This is a genomic window from Paenibacillus vandeheii, from assembly GCF_030433635.1.
Classification (GTDB): Bacteria; Bacillota; Bacilli; order Paenibacillales; family Paenibacillaceae; genus Paenibacillus; species Paenibacillus vandeheii.
In genome coordinates this window covers 268,705-283,754 of record NZ_JAROCD010000005.1, presented here as the reverse complement: position 1 = coordinate 283,754, position 15,050 = coordinate 268,705, and the positions used below count along the sequence as shown (strand labels likewise).

Below are 15,050 nucleotides of genomic sequence, written 5' to 3'. Positions count from 1 at the left end.
CAACTAAAAAAATGCCTAAAATGCAAACAGATGTTTTCTTATCCTTGTCCATTTTAATTCAAGATATCCCGTTTCGTAAAGACAATGAATGACACAAAGAGTGAAGCAATGCCCCAAACACTAAGCACAATAAGGGAAAAACCCAAATTCATCCCTTCAATTGGTGGCAAACCGCCCGACAAATAATTCGGAAGTTCGAGGTTAACCATGAATAAATATTTGGCTGACTGCCAGGAAGCGGCCATACTGGTGAGAATCGTTCCTGCGATGAGTGCTGCCATCATAATGACAATACTTGCAGCTGTACTTCGCACTAATACAGAGACCATGAATGCAAGCATCGCCACAATTATACTGACGAACCAGATCAGCCCGGCCTGCATCAGCATATACAGCCACTGGTCCACAGCATGGACTGCTGACATATCAACATCTGTACCGACAACCTTGAATCCTGTAAAGATCGGCATGCCGAAGCCTTTGTATCCGAACACTGCTCCCGAGATGACATAACAGATAATATATGCCGACACCACAATAATCGACACGAACATGATCAGCGTTATGAGTTTGCTCAGCAACACTTTCCAACGTTTGACCGGACGGGTCAGTAGCATTTTGATTGTACCTGTGGTTCGCTCACCGGAAACCAGATCCGAAGCAATCGCCATTATGAGCAGCGGTATAAACAGTCCGACAGCGTTATTCATGAATTCCCGTGTAAACGTTACACCACCAGGCTCCTTCGGATTGATGTCATTCTCCAGATAGTATTGCATTTGCTGGATGTACACCGTCCTGTACTTTTTGTATTCTTCAGGTACCCGGTCACTTCCAAGCGAGTTCTGATTATCCGTAATGGCCTGCTGCAGCTCAAGCCGCCAGTCGCCGCCAAACTTGTCACGATTATTTTCCGCAGATTTCATCTGGGCATACGTAAACATCGGGACCAACACCGCGAGAACGATAAAAATAATATAAAGACGTTTTTTCTTCACCATCTTGATCGTTTCGTTTCGGATCAGCGGCATGATATTACTCAATGGATTCACCTTCTGTCATTTTTAAAAATAGCTGCTCCAGTGTTGGCTGAATCCGCTGTACGCCTTCAACCTGAATTCCGGCTTGTACCATCTGCTGCACCAAAGCCGGAATTCGCTCCTCATGCATTTCCGCAACGACAGCGTTCGAACCAAGTCCTGCAATAATGGTATCATCCATGACGTCTGCAGGACGATCCACCAGCGAAATGCCTGCCTCCAGCAGCATTTTTTTGCCTGCCTCCAACGGAGTAATATGCCATATTGCCAATTTGGAGTGATCTTCAATCAGTTCATTAACGCCACCAACTGTGAGTACCCGCCCTGCACTAATAATCGCCACTCTGTCACAGAGAAGCTGAATTTCGCTGAGCAAATGACTGCTGACGAATACAGCCATGCCTTCACTTGCAAGCTGTTTGATAAAGATACGAAGTTCCTTAATTCCTTTCGGATCAAGTCCGTTCGTCGGTTCATCCAGAATCAGCAGCCGCGGGCGCCCAAGCAATGCCTGTGCAATGCCAAGCCGTTGACGCATCCCCAGAGAGTAGGTCCTTACTTTATCATGAATCCGCTGATCGAGACGTACAATATCTACTACTTCCTGAATACGGTCATTATCCACCCCGGGCTGCATACGGGCAAAATGCTCCAGATTCTCCCATCCAGTCAAATAGGTGTACACTTCCGGGTTTTCAACAATGGAACCGACGTATTTCAAGGCTCGTTCAGGATCACGATTGACATCATAACCACAGACTTGAATTTTGCCTTCCGTTGGTTTAATCAGATCGACTAACATTCGAATGGTTGTTGTTTTCCCGGCCCCATTGGGACCCAGAAAACCGAAAATTTCGCCTGGTTTAACGTCAAACGTAACATCCTTAATGATCCACTTGCGTCCAATTTTTTTCTTCAGATGCTGCACGGACAATACGGGATCAGTCTGTTCTTGTGCCATTTATTTCCTGCTCCCTTCTGCTGGAGTCTCTGCCTGATATTCCTGTGCAATCCGAACCGCAATTTGCTCGTAGCCTTCTCCATTGGGATGAAAATGATCTGATGACAGATACTGTCCCAGATGATTTTCAAACAGATCAAATGTAGGTACGAGTGTCATCTTGTCCTCATTGTTCAGAACCTGCATTGCAGCATCGTTCCATGCAGCTACAACTGCATTTCCCGGCTCTTTGAGTTCTTTCACATCACTAAACGGATTGTATAGCCCTATGTAGGCAATCTGTGCATCAGGGTTAATTTCTTTCACTTTCTTCAGAATCTCCTGCAAACGCTTTGACGTCTCCGGTAATGCCGCTACAAGTGTTTCTGCCGTTGGCACGTCTTCTCCCTGTAGAACTTGTCCTCCCTGGAATAGATCATTGGCTCCAATCGACAACAGAATAAAGTTGGATTGTTGTAAGACATAACGTACACCCTGTTCATCCAGCTTGTTCAACAATGCGTCAGTCCTCAAACCATTCACACCCAAATTGTTCAACACCTGTACATCGTATCCCTGATCCTTGAGCAAATTTCCTGCCCTTCTTACAAAACCAAGCCCCTCATCATCTCCCGTACCTCGTGCCAGGGAATCGCCGATCACAGCCATTCGAATTTTACCATCATTCACCGCAGGCGTTGATTCCCCGTTTTCTTTGGCAGGAGTTGTCGTCTGCTGTCCTGTACCTAGCTGCGCATCTCCCTTAGGAAAAATGACATCTTTTATGGCGTAGCCAAATCCGAATAACAGCAGCAATGTAGTCAGTATGGACACTGTACTGATTGTTCTCCAGATCCATGGCGCCGAATCAAGATTTCTTTTTTTCATTCATCACATCTCCGCTCATGTACACCTGGCCGGGTACTTAAAATTTATAATGATTTTACATTATGATGACGCGTTTTCTAAATAACATAAATGTTCTGTCGCTAATTTGCAAATTTTGCCGCTATATAAGCAGATTTCGTTATCAAATAAGCTTTCACAAAAAAAAGCTATGTCACGCACAGCTTCAAGCTGCGGTGACATAACCTTTTTGAATTAAAGCAGATTATTCTTCAATATAATCCATTAGTTGCCGGTAAATTCTTGAGCCCAATACCCGTTATAGTATCCAACACCGATTTTCGTAAAGTTTTTGCTCAGGATATTCGCACGGTGACCTTCACTATTCATCCAGGCTGTTACAACCTCTTGAGGTGTTTTTTGCCCTTTTGCAATATTCTCACCAGCATAGCTGTACGTTACTCCGAATTGTTTCATCATGTCAAACGGAGAACCATAGGTCGGTGATTGGTGATCAAAATAATTGTTGTTACTCATATCTTTAGCTTTGGCTACAGCCACTTTGTCCAAGAGAGCATCAGAAGCCAATGCGCTTAAGCCTGCTTTGGAACGTTCAGCGTTCACAAGTTTTACGACCTGAGCTGCAAAATCCGATTGTGTGCTCTCACTGCCACTGTTGCCTGTATTACCTGTAGTTGTCCCAGTTCCAGTCCCACTATTTGAAGGATCTTTGGCTGGTGTAGTTGCCGGTTTCTCTTCTTGCGTTGGTTTTGCTGGTGTTACCGGTTTAGCAGGTGTTGTCGGTTGAGCAGGTTTGGTTGTTTGATCAGGCTGTGTTGCAGGCTTCTCTACTGTTGTTTGCCCTTCGCCATTGGATACAGTGTAACCATTATCTTTGAGCCATTGTTCAATGTACGCTTTTAAGCTTTCCGCACTCGTAATTTTATACGTTGTCGTTTTAGTAGTAGTTTTATATGATGCATCTGCAGCAGAAGCGGAAGCAGGGAGCATAACCCCTACGGCAAGTACGGCTGTCAGACTGCTAGTTACGACGGTTTTCATCCATTTCTTCTTCAAATTCATTCATCTCCTTAGGAATTAGTTATGACAACTTTGTAATTAATACTCTTGGAGTATATCAATTCACAAGTAGATTGTGAACCCATAAATTATGGAAAAGTAACTTTTTTGTCATTTTTTCAATCTGTTTCAAATGAGGGTGGACGGTTTACAGTACATTGCGCCATATTCTGCAATCTGCTCTTAAAACGCTGGCATATCAGCAAAAATTCCAACCATCAACCTTGAAATACGGCATAAAAAAATGGCATCCGGACAAAAAAAGCTCGCCGAATGCCACTTATCTTCTATTTATCATTCATCACAATTTATCATTCACCACACCAAAAACGTGAAGATCGGGATATAATAAAACTCTTTTTCTATAGAAGGACTTTACTGAAACGATAGCCTCTCTTCTGGAAACCAATATGCTCGTAGAAAGAATAGGTTGTTGAAGTCACTTCACGGTTCGCTCCGGTGACAAACAATTGTTTCCCACCTTGCTGTCTGCCCCAATCCTCGGCACGAGCCATCAGACGACGGCCAATTCCGCCCCCACGATATTCCTGCCCTACAATCAAGGACGTTATTTGTGCGGCAGGTTCCGGATAGGCATGACTTTGCACACATTGCAAGCCAATCACACCAATAATTTGTTCATCCACTTCGGCAACAAGCATGCACGCGTTTGGATTGCTTTCCAAACATTCAATGCGCTCTTTCATGACATTGGCTGTTGTGGGATAGCTGACCTCTCGCATCAGTCCCGTTACCGCTTCAGCATCTCGCAGCTCACACTCTCGGATCATCAGTACAGGGGCCTCAACATTATTGGACATGATTTACCTCCACTTTCAGCATATTAGCGGCTTGTACCGCTGTTTTACGAGCTTCTTCCACATTTTGGCCGGCACTTAACGCTACGGCCATTCGGCGTCCCACTTTGGTTTCAGGTTTGCCAAAAACACGAACCTGAGTACGAGGAAGCGCCAGTGCTTCTTCAATCCCGCCTACAGTAAAGTCAGATGTTTCATCATTAGCCTTCAGCGTTGCTGAAGCTCCCGGTGTCAGTAAATGTACTCCTGTGACCGGAAAACCAAGAATTGCACGCACATGCAGCGCAAACTCGGAGCTATCTTGCGTTACCATGGTAACCATGCCTGTATCATGCGGACGAGGCGATACCTCGCTGAACACGACTCCATCTGCTGTCAGGAATAATTCAACCCCAAACAGTCCATAACCACCGAGTTCATCGGTAACAGACTTGGCAATATGACAAGCTTGTTCCCATTGCTCTGGTGTCATCGCATGAGGTTGCCATGATTCGACATAATCCCCATCTTTCTGAATGTGACCAATTGGAGGACAAAATACAGTCCCTGAGACAGATCTAACCGTGAGCAGCGTAATTTCGCTGTCAAACTTCACAAAGCTTTCCACAATGACACGTACGGATTTGCCGCGTGCTCCCGAAAGAGCAATGTTCCAGCATTCCTCTACGTCATCCGATGTGCGGCATACACTCTGCCCTTTACCGGAAGAACTCATTAGTGGTTTGATGACGCATGGTGTACCCAATTCACGAACAGCTTCCTGAAGTTGTTCCAGGTTGTCCGCAAAAAGATAGGCCGCTGTCGGAAGGTTCAATTGTTCGGCTGCCAGACGGCGGATGCCTTCGCGATCCATCGTTAAACGGGCAGCACGTGCCGTAGGAACGACACAAAATCCTTCTTCCTCAAGCTCGAGTAAAGCTTCTGTTGCGATTGCTTCAATCTCAGGTACGATGTAATGAGGTTGTTCCTTTCGGATCAATTGTTTCAGAGCTTCGGCATTTAACATGTCGATGCAGTAAGACCGATGTGCAACCTGCATGGCAGGTGCGTTTTCGTAACGATCAACAGCGATCGTCTCTACTCCCAGTCGTTGGGCCTCAATAACGACCTCTTTTCCCAATTCTCCGCTGCCCAGTAGCAGCATTTTTTTGGCTTGAGCCGAAAATGGAGCACCCCACATGTTCTTTCCAATCCTCCCAAAGAGAAATCTTCTATATCTATCTCTCTATTTTCGGGGTTTTGGTTAAAGAATGCAAGAGTGCTCCCTATTTTTCTTGTGAATTTTACAAGATTTTTTGTGTTTTTTCGATCAATTTTTACAAAAATCTGTATTGAGCTTCTATTAACCCATTATAAACTCCTTGTTTCTGGATAAGTTGCTCATGGTTTCCTTCTTCCTTGATTTCACCATGATCCAGCACGATAATGTTATCCGCATTCCGGATTGTCGAGAGACGGTGCGCCACCATAAAGGAGGTCCTTCCTTTTAACAGCACCTTCAAAGCCTCCTGAATTTTGAGCTCCGTCTCGGTATCGATACTGGCAGTCGCTTCATCCAAAATCAAGATTCGAGGGTCAGCCAGTAAGGCACGGGCAAAGGATAACAATTGCCGTTGTCCCATGGATAATACATTCCCCCGCTCTTCGACTTCCGTATCGTATCCAGCCGGCAGCTTCATAATAAATTCATGGGCATTAACAGCCTTCGCAGCTTCTTCCACTTCTTCATTGGTCGCATCCAGCCGTCCAAAACGAATATTATCGCGAATGGTGCCAGAGAAGATAAACGTATCCTGCAACACAATACTGATCTGACTGCGCAGACTTTCAACCGTTACATCCCTTACATCCTGACCATCAATGGTAAGACGTCCGCCAGAGATGTCATAGAATCGGCTGATGAGATTGATAATGGTACTTTTACCGGAACCCGTATGACCTACAAGTGCAATCGATTGTCCGGCACCTGCAGCGAAACTGATTCCCTTCAGCGCCTGTCTGCCCTTCTCATATTCAAACACGACATTGTCGAATACAATATCCCCTTTAATAGAAGCAAGCGGTTTGGCTCCAGGTTTATCTGCAATACTCGGCTCCTCATCCATAAATTCGAAGATCCGTTCGGAGGAAGCCATAGCAACGAGCAACTGATTGTACATCTGTCCCAGACGGTTAATCGGGTCCCAGAAGTTGCCGACATAGTTGGCAAAAGCTACGAGCAATCCGATCGTCAGCTGCCCCTCTTGAATCAGATAAGCACCAAACCAGAACAGGATTAACGTTCCGAAGCCGCCTGTAATTTCAATCAGAGGACCAAAGCCCTGGTTCATGGCCGATGCTCTATCCCATGATTTTTTGCTCGACAGATTCATGTTGTCAAAATACTTCATGTTTTCTTTTTCCTGCGTATAGGCTTGAGTCACGCGAATCCCCTGAATAGATTCATTCAAATGGGAGTTGATGCGTGAGTTCTTCATACGTACATCCTGCCAGGCACGGCGGATCAGCACGCGCAGTTTGGTCGAAATGATAAACATGAGCGGAACGGTAATGATGACCGCCAGACCCAGTTTCCAGTTGATCAGCAGCAAAATAACGATAATCCCCAACAGCTGCACACAGTCAATCATGACGTTGACCGCACCGTTGGTGAACAAATCCTGCAGGGAATTGATATCATTGGTGACACGCACCAGCACCGAACCCGCAGGTCTTTTGTCAAAGAAGTTAAAGGACAGCTTCTGGATATGTTTGAACAAATCCGAACGAAGATCATAAATGACCCGTTGCCCGATAATGTTCGTAAATTTGATTCGGTACGTATTGGCTGCCCACTGGATCAGGTATAATACAAGCACTGAACCAGCAATAATATAGAGCATCGTCAAACTTGGCAGCCCCGTGGCAGGTGCAATTGCTCTGTCTATCGCCAAACTGATCAAAAATGGAACGGATAATTTCGTGAGGGTACCCAATATCATCATTAGAATAATAAGTGGCAAGAGTTGTCTTGCATAAGGTTTCATGTACGAGAACAAACGTCCGAACTCACGCCAGTTAAACGGTTTTTCAATTATTTCGTCGTCCTGATATACAAAACGTTCATTCATTTTCTTGTCAGAGGTCTCTTGGACCTCACGCCTATCGGCTACCGTTTCGGCACTCATGAATTCACCTGCTCCCCAGCCTCCCGCTTACCGCGGGCAATATAATCTGCGTATTGAATCTGATATACGTCCCGGTAAGGCCCAGGTTCTTCGATGAGACGTTTGTGTGTTCCACGTTGTACAACCCGTCCTTCATCCAGCACCAAAATCTCATCTGCGTGACGCAGGGAAGAGATCCGATGCGCAATGATAAACGTCGTTCTTCCACGCATGACTTCCTGGAATCCGGATTGAATTTCATGCTCGGTCTCCATGTCAACCGCACTGGTTGCATCATCCAGAACGAGAATTTTCGGGTTTTTCAGCAAAGCCCTTGCGATAGCAATCCGCTGTTTCTGTCCTCCCGACAAGCCCATTCCACGCTCCCCTACAACCGTATCGTATCCTTCAGGGAATTCCATGATGAACTCATGGGCTTTGGCCAGTTTGGCTGCACGGATAATTTCGTCCATGGATACATTTTTGAGACCATAGGAAATGTTGTTGCGAATGCTGGAAGAGAACAGGAACGTTTCCTGGAACACAGAAGCAATCTGACTCCGCAGGCTTCGAATTCCAATGTCCTTAATATTTTTGCCGTCCAGCTTGATGGTGCCCGAGTTCACGTTGTATGCACGCATCAGGAGTTGAATAATAGTTGATTTACCCGAGCCTGTTCCTCCGAGGAAGCCGATGACCGAGCCTGGTGGCGCATCAAAGTTAATATCGGTTACTGCCGGCATTTTATTGCCGTAAGCAAAGGTAACGGATTCAAAGGTTACATGCCCATTGACTTGATCAGCCTCCACAATGACTGGATCTTCTGTCTCTTGTACATCTACCGGCGTATTCAACAGTTCCAACACCCGTTCACCCGATGCTTTGGATTGCGTATAGTTGTTGATGTGGAAACCAAGGTTCCACATTGGACCGATTATGTACCAGATCAAACTGAAAAAGGCAACGAGTTCACCGAGTGTTAACGTTTTCTGAATAACCATGTTCCCACCAATGAGGAGCAGAAGAACTACACTGACAGAAGCGAGAATCTCCATGATCGGAAAATATTGACTCCATAATGTTGCTGCATGAATCTGGTTCGTTTTGTAACGCTCGTTGCGGACGGAAAACTTCTCCACTTCGTGAGGCTCACGTGCAAATGACTTTACAGTACGCACACCTGTAATATTCTCCTGTACCGCTGTCGTCAGTGAACTGAGTGCCAGCCGCATTTCTTGGAACGCAGGGTGAATTCGGGATTCGAATCTCAGCGCAACGAAGGCAAGCAGAGGAATACATATGAGCGTAAGCAAGGTAAGCTTCCAACTCATGGTCATCATCATGATTGCGCCGAATACGACCATCAGAACCATGTTGAGAATTTGAGCGAAGCCAAATCCGATAAAGTTCCTGATCGCTTCGAGATCTCCCGTGAGGCGGGACATCAAGTCTCCCGTTTTGGCCGTATCATAATACCGGAAGGATAAAAATTGAAGCTTTTCGTAACACGCGTTACGAAGTCGGTACGCCAGGAAATTCCCGAGGCGACCTCCAAAAAGACCGTGTAAAAATTGCATTCCCGCTTTCAGAATAACGACACCTAATACCGTTAAAGCAAGTTTGGGAACGTCTTCAAAATTGCGCGGAGTGATGACGTCATCAATCAGTATCCTTAGCAGGTTCGGATACACCAGACCAAGCGCGGTCGCTATGGCGAGGCATAAGATCGATAAAAATAAATACGTGCGCTTCTCCCAGAAAAAGATCTGCAATTGCCTGAGAACATCCATGTCTCTCCTCCTCTTATGTCGTTCAAAAACAGTATGAACATTTATGAAGTTTATCACCGTCCCCCATTCGCGGCAAAGCGAATAAGCGACCATATTCAGGCTACTTTCACCTTAATGCGTCATTAAGGGAGGTAGATACCCTCCTATCAATCAAATGTTTGAATATTCTCTTCCTTTCAGGTTGTTCGTACCAAAAAAGGCTCCCTGTATGCCTTTAGAGACAGGGGCCTTTTTTGGTACAGCGACAACATTTCAAAATATCGCTGTATAACTCATTTTGTTTTACAACCGTTTCCATACAGACATGGATCTGACTCCCTTTTATTCACGTTCGATCTGCCCCAGTTGGTTAGATAGACTCTCCCATTCTTCGGCAGGAATTCCACTGGTCAGTGTCTCATGAAGGGCACCTACGGCTTCCTCAAGTCTCTCTTCTAATTGACGGGATTGATGCTGCAAAGACTGCTCAAGCTGGGTGTCATAGAATTGAACCAGCTTATTCTCTGCAGCAGGCAGAACATCGATCACCATCTGTTTAATAACAGGATCAAGCGCCTCTTGCAGCCGCTGGCGTCCCTCCCCTTCGAAGAACTGTTTCGGATTACGGAAATAACTCAGATATGCTTTCCAACCCGAAGGTTCTTCCAAACGCACCTCTTCCAGCACAGGTGTGCTCCAGCGTTCGTTCAGAGGCAATGACAGATCCATTCCCCCGGAAAATCGTTTCAAATCATCTATGCATTCGTTCACTTGCTTGTGCAGCCAAGTCTGACCAGCCTGTTCGAGTCTAAGCGTGGTCGCGAGCAGTTCCTGTTCCAGTTCGATGGCAATCATGCGCAGCAGTTCGCGTCCGCAGGCAGCGAAGGCTGCTTTTAGATTCCCGCGATCCTCTCGAAGAACGGACGGATGGAATGCCTCTGCCATGAACAGACCAAAACGATAGCCCAGACGCTGCCGCACATGGAAGAGCAGTTCTGCCGTTTCCTGAGCCAATTCCGCCTTCATGGACCGTTCCTCGAGCAAATGTACCCTCTGAAGTGACTGTTCCTGGATTGAGCCCAGTTCATCACGACGTCTCTGTAGAACCTCTTCCCCCTGAGCTGCATCCTCGGCACGTGTCTTCAGACGTTTGATCACCCGTGCGATCTCTTCAGAAGCTCCACCGACCGCAAGATCCGCAAGCTCTCTTCCTGCAAACCGGTTAAATTCTTCCTCGAACTGAATAAAGCCGGATTGCTCCAGTAATGTCGCATCGTTGGTCGTCTTGCCTTCCATCGCCAGCATGCTGGATACCGGAAAGAGACGTGGTGCCCGAATGCCATTACTGCGCAGCTGTGTGCTCACATGGTCAAGTACCTGCTCCAACTCCTCTTCAGAGGAAGACAAATCACTCGCATTAACTACAAAGAACATCTGATCCATTGCCGAGCTGTCTTTCACTCGTCCCAATTGATTCAGGAACTGGCGGTCTCCCTGAGAGAAGGCATGGTTGTAGTACGTTACGAAAATGAGTGCATCCGCATTCTTCATATAATTGAATGTCACGCCCGTATGACGGGCATTCACGGAGTCAGCCCCCGGCGTATCCACAAGTACAATACCTTGTTCTGTCACATCACAACTGTAGTACAGGTCAATGCTGTCTACAAAGCAAGACTTCTTCTCATTGGCAACAAAGTTTCGATATCCGTTCAGATCTACCAGCACATCCTGGCCAAGTTGATCTGCAGTATCCTCCCACCCTGCTGCGGCTGCCTGCAAAAAACTGTAATGCGGACGCCCCGCCGGATGCACATCCTGTGGTGAAAGGGCTTTGACCCGCTTCTGCCAGTCTCCCCCAGGCTCGCCCAGTCCGAGCAAACGGAAGGAATACGCGAGATCTTCCTGGAAGGCGTCCGGGGTCTTCATCCGGACCCGGGCTGTTCCATGCTCGGCGCCACCGGACGGAGCCATGATCCGGTTTATTGCCGCTGTCGTTGGATGCGGCGAGACCGGTAATACGGCTTCGCCCAGCAACGCGTTGGCGAAGGAGGACTTGCCGGCGCTGAACGCTCCGAACAGCGCCAGCGTAAACGTGCCGCCCGCAAGCGAAGCTGCGCGTGCACGCAGATCCCGTACCGCCGACCCCATGGCGGGGTACGGCTCTACCAGCGCAGCGGCGGCTTCCAGCCGTGCCGCCGCTGCGTCCAGGCGCCGGCGGCGCTGCGCGCCAGCCGCCGGCTGCCCAGGCACCGCCGCTTTGCGCGGCGGCGGTGCCCCTGGAGTCTGTGGCTGCGCAGCCACAGACTCTGCCGTGCCCGTGTGCGGGCCGGGAGCTTCGCCCGGCTCGTGCGCGGGCACGGGCGGGCCCTGCACCTCCGGCAACAGCCCGGAGGTGAGGGGGCCCGCAGGAGGCAGCAGGCTGCGCAGCCCTGCTGCCTCGGCGTCGGCGGCGCGCTGCAGCGCCGTATAGCGCGCCGCCGACGCGGATTGCGCCAGCAGCGCTGCGCGGCTGGCGTCCAGCGCCTGGAGCGCGGCTTCGCCCTGCGCGCCCAGCGCTTCAAGCAAGCGGTCGGCCAGCATCATGGCCGCCCTGCGGTAACGGGTCTCAATCTCGCCCCGTATATCTTTGCTGAATTGAAGCACATACTCGGGAGACACCTCTGCACTGGCGCTTCGTTTCATCTCCAGAAGTGCTTCATCTACTGCAGGCAGCTCCGCGTTCAGCGCCTGCTCCCACTCAGCGCCCCACAGCTGATGGGCTTCACCCAGCTTTCTGAGCATGGTACGAATATGCACCTCCACTTGTCCCGAGGCCTGATCCTGCAAAAGTCTCACAAGCTCAGCAGCACGACGCTGTTTCTCCTGCTCGGTCTTGCCACCAGAGAACAATAAGCCTACCCGGAAGCCGGGTTTACGGCTTTCCAAATAAGCCGCGGCAGAGGTGCGAATATCGGCCGGGGTCAGGTTCGCATTCGCCAGAAGAGGTTCCAACTCCGCCCGAAACTTCTCCCGTTCACGCGATGGTTTGGAACGAAGCTCTGCTTCCTTTTGATCCAGAAGAGCCAGCTCCCGTTCTAAGCGTTCAATGCCTTCCTTGCCCCCAACTTCCTCCAGGAGCGCAGTCTCTTCCTCTTCGCGTTCTTCCGCCTGTCTTGTCAGATGCTGCTCCGTCACATGAATCGCCGAGCTTGCAAGGCTGTGCCTGATTAACCCTTCCTTCTCCTTCATCATATGTTCAATCAGTTGAGGAAGCTGCTCCCACTGGTTGTAACGATGCTCACTGTCCCGAAGTGAAGTAAACAACAGACCATCATACCGGACTTCCCAAGCTGCAAAAATAGCTTCTACACCTTCAACATATTGGTCAAACGAAAGCTCCCGTTCCCGATGTTTGTCAATCTGATTTACGATAAGAAACAACGGCTTGCCCCAATCCGATAGACTTTTGGCAAAAGAAAGGTTGCTTTCCGATTGTACATGGTTATAATCCATCACATAGAACACCACATCGGCAAGATGTAGTGCTGAATGTGTTGCTAGGCTGTGCCCCTGATCGGTCGAATCCACGCCTGGTGTATCAAGTAATACCGCATCATCTTTCAGTAGGGGGATATCATCCCATACTTCAATGGAGGTGTATGCCCCGCCATTCTTGCAATACTCCTCCAATTGTTCCGGAGAAACCTCAAGAACTCCCCCTGAATTGTCAGCGCTTACGTTTGATGACGTATAAATAAGTGCTCTCGGCTCACCGTTACGGATGGATACAACATTCGCACTTGTAGGTACAGGACTCGAAGGCAAAACCCGCTTGCCGCATAAACTATTAATTAGACTCGATTTGCCTGCCGAGAAGTGTCCACAAAACGCAATCGTTAACTGTTTCATTTCCGCCTTACTGATCAAATCCGTTAAAGCCTGTACAGCTGTATGGTCCCCTGTCTGCTCCATTGCTTCTCGCAGTGGAAGCAGAGGTTTGGCCATCTCTACTGGGTAATCTGTTCTGGACATGACTGGCCTTCCCCCTGGCTCCTCTAATTTGACATCTCGTCCGATGTCTTTATCTTATAATCCATTTATTTTACCATTATCAAGTTTGAAATTGAACGGTGTCAATCGCAAGATCGCTGACAAAAGAACAGTTTCTTAGCCATTCTCCACATAAAAAAATAAAACCGATCCTGTCGGTTTTATCTGCAAATCGATTGTATTCCATAAGCCTGCTGCGTCCATGCCCATGGGGATCACATTCAAAAGGATTACCCTATGGACATCGAAGCAGCACAGCTCCTTATTTCAAATCTCTTAAGAAACAGCATTCTCCATCGAAGGCAGCAAAATTTCAAATACTTGTCCATGCTGCAAAATCGTAATGTCACGACCTTTGTCTCTCATGACAACTACTTCTGGTTTCGTGGACATACGCTCCAGATAATGTTCAGGCACATCGCCAGAATGACTTACAGTGATACCTTCTACTTCTTTTTCTTCGTTTTCAGCCATTTCCTGTTCAACGATTTGTTCGAAAATATCGGAGAAGGCCTCAAAATTGTCAGTGTACACGGAAATGCATTTCATGATTACTCATCCTCTTCTGCTCATTAATTTATTTTTCGTTTTGGGGTTGTGGCACGTTCCTTATCTTTCCTGATTTGGGACGTTTTCATACGCTTTTTCCCTTCCCTGCATATGTCCAGCAATGGACAGATATGACATTGAGGGTTTTGTGCCTTGCAATGGTAGCGTCCAAAAAATATGATCCGATGATGAGTTAAAGTCCACTCATCCCGGGGTACGCGCTTCATCAGTTTTTTCTCGACTTCAAGTACGGAGTCATCCCAACCTGCCAGTGCCAGCCTTTTGGATACACGTTCAACATGCGTATCCACCGCAATTGCCGGAACTCCAAATGCATTGGATACCACAACATTTGCAGTTTTCCGCCCAACACCAGGGAGCGTCACAAGCTGATCATGTTCCTGCGGTACATCACCGCCATACTGCTCTATTAAAATTCGGCACATGTTCTGAATATGCTTGGCCTTGTTTCGGTACAAGCCGATACGCCGGATATCCTGTTCCAACTCTTCGAGAGGGACAGCCAGATAATCGGCAGGGCTGGTGTACTTTTGGAACAAGTCTGCGGTTACCTTGTTTACCGTTTCGTCGGTGCACTGGGCAGACAACAGGACGGCTACAGTCAATTCAAACGCATTGCTGTGATTTAATTCGCAATGTGCATCAGGAAACATCGCTTCCATTGTATCGAGTATATGCCTAACAGTGGCTGCATTCATGAAGAGCTACCTCCCACAAAATGACCCCACGCGGTGGAGCCTTACTTCGAAGCTTCTTTCGAGTACTTTGCGGGGACCCCAAAAATCTTGCAAAAAAAACGTCCTGATACG

General features: G+C 47.8%; 11 protein-coding genes. All 11 read right to left on the bottom strand.

What is annotated here, in order from left to right:
• Positions 1–53: 53 nt before the first annotated feature.
• Positions 54–1,043, bottom strand: a complete 990-nt coding sequence (locus P5G61_RS11705) for an ABC transporter permease (protein WP_024630575.1) — start codon at positions 1,041–1,043, stop codon at positions 54–56.
• Entirely contained in the window at positions 1,036–2,001 is a 966-nt protein-coding gene (locus tag P5G61_RS11700) for an ABC transporter ATP-binding protein (protein ID WP_301246568.1), read from the bottom strand. The genes P5G61_RS11705 and P5G61_RS11700 overlap by 8 nt, the downstream gene beginning before the upstream one ends.
• Positions 2,002–2,868, bottom strand: coding sequence for a GDSL-type esterase/lipase family protein (locus P5G61_RS11695; RefSeq protein ID WP_301246567.1), 867 nt, complete (start codon positions 2,866–2,868; stop codon positions 2,002–2,004).
• 243 nt (positions 2,869–3,111) lie between these two features.
• On the bottom strand, positions 3,112–3,903 hold the full coding sequence (locus P5G61_RS11690) for a CAP domain-containing protein (protein WP_301246566.1): 792 nt from the start codon (positions 3,901–3,903) through the stop codon (positions 3,112–3,114).
• Between the two features lie 365 nt (positions 3,904–4,268).
• Positions 4,269–4,727, bottom strand: a complete 459-nt coding sequence (locus P5G61_RS11685) for a GNAT family N-acetyltransferase (RefSeq protein WP_024630579.1) — start codon at positions 4,725–4,727, stop codon at positions 4,269–4,271.
• On the bottom strand, positions 4,717–5,904 hold the full coding sequence (gene purT, locus P5G61_RS11680) for a formate-dependent phosphoribosylglycinamide formyltransferase (RefSeq protein WP_301246565.1): 1,188 nt from the start codon (positions 5,902–5,904) through the stop codon (positions 4,717–4,719). The genes P5G61_RS11685 and purT overlap by 11 nt, the downstream gene beginning before the upstream one ends.
• A 136-nt stretch (positions 5,905–6,040) precedes the next feature.
• On the bottom strand, positions 6,041–7,891 hold the full coding sequence (locus tag P5G61_RS11675; RefSeq protein ID WP_024630581.1) for an ABC transporter ATP-binding protein: 1,851 nt from the start codon (positions 7,889–7,891) through the stop codon (positions 6,041–6,043).
• Positions 7,888–9,660 (bottom strand): ABC transporter ATP-binding protein, encoded by a 1,773-nt coding sequence (locus P5G61_RS11670; RefSeq protein WP_301246558.1) that lies wholly within the window; start codon positions 9,658–9,660, stop codon positions 7,888–7,890. Before P5G61_RS11670 ends, P5G61_RS11675 begins: the two co-directional genes overlap by 4 nt.
• Positions 9,661–9,981: 321 nt before the next feature.
• Positions 9,982–13,653, bottom strand: coding sequence for a dynamin family protein (locus P5G61_RS11665; RefSeq protein ID WP_301246556.1), 3,672 nt, complete (start codon positions 13,651–13,653; stop codon positions 9,982–9,984).
• Positions 13,654–13,947: 294 nt separating this feature from the next.
• Complete coding sequence (locus P5G61_RS11660) at positions 13,948–14,220, bottom strand: hypothetical protein (RefSeq protein WP_024630585.1); 273 nt, start codon at positions 14,218–14,220, stop codon at positions 13,948–13,950.
• Between the two features lie 23 nt (positions 14,221–14,243).
• Entirely contained in the window at positions 14,244–14,939 is a 696-nt protein-coding gene (gene nth, locus P5G61_RS11655) for an endonuclease III (protein WP_024630586.1), read from the bottom strand.
• Between the last annotated feature and the right edge of the window lie 111 nt (positions 14,940–15,050).